This window comes from Arthrobacter sp. SAFR-023, assembly GCF_051965295.1.
Classification (GTDB): Bacteria; Actinomycetota; Actinomycetes; order Actinomycetales; family Micrococcaceae; genus Arthrobacter.
This window is the reverse complement of the sequence record NZ_JBQCMF010000054.1, coordinates 1-1,006: the sequence shown is the minus strand read 5'-3', so window position 1 is coordinate 1,006 and position 1,006 is coordinate 1. Positions and strand designations below refer to the sequence as shown.

1 protein-coding gene is annotated in these 1,006 nt (G+C 67.4%); it reads left to right on the top strand.

What is annotated here, in order from left to right:
• Positions 1-17: 17 nt before the first annotated feature.
• Positions 18-1,006 (top strand): S-(hydroxymethyl)mycothiol dehydrogenase (locus ACTHQX_RS21700; protein WP_440159305.1); only part of this gene is annotated, 989 nt, incomplete at its 3' end.

The window sequence follows — 1,006 nt, the reverse complement described above, 5'->3', positions numbered from 1 at the left end:
GAAAGGAACACTTACTCATGGTTCATAAAGTCAAGGCTGTTGTTGTCAGGGCGAAGGACGCTCCGGTGTCGGTGGAGACGATCCTGGTGCCGGATCCGGGCCCGGGCGAGGCCCTGGTGGACATCCTGACCTGCGGGGTGTGCCATACGGACCTGCATTACAAGCTGGGCGGGATCGGGGATGAGTTCCCGTATCTGTTGGGCCATGAGGCCACCGGTGTTGTCTCCGCTGTGGGTGAGGGTGTGACCGAGGTTGTCCCGGGTGACCGGGTGATCCTGAACTGGCGTGCGGTGTGCGGGCAGTGCCGGGCGTGTGCGAAGGGCCAGCCGCAGTACTGCTTCAACACGGCCAACGCCACCCAGAAGATGACTTTGGAGGACGGCACGGAGCTGTCCCCGGCGCTGGGGATCGGTGCGTTCGCGGAGAAGACCCTCGTCGCCGCCGGGCAGTGCACGAAGGTCGATGAGGACGCGGACCCGGCCGCCGTGGGCCTGTTGGGCTGTGGTGTGATGGCCGGTATTGGCGCGGCGATCAACACCGGTGAGGTCAAGCGCGGGGAGTCGGTGGCCGTGATCGGCTGCGGCGGGGTGGGGATCGCCGCGATCGCCGGGGCGAAGCTCGCCGGGGCGACGACGATCATCGCCGTGGACATTGACGAGAACAAGATTCAGATGGCCAAGTCCCTGGGCGCCACGCACGGGGTGAACTCCCGCACCTCCGACCCGGTCGAGGCGATCCGGGCCCTGACGAACGGCAACGGCGCGGACGTGGTGATCGAGGCCGTCGGCCGGCCCGAAACCTACAAGCAGGCCTTCTACGCCCGCGATCTCGCCGGCCGGGTGGTCCTGGTCGGCGTCCCGACCCCGGAGATGGTCTTGGAGCTGCCGCTGCTGGATGTCTTCGGCCGGGGCGGGTCGCTGAAGTCCTCCTGGTACGGGGACTGCCTGCCGTCCCGGGACTTCCCGATGCTCGTGGCCCACTACAAGGCCGGCAACCTGGACCTGGA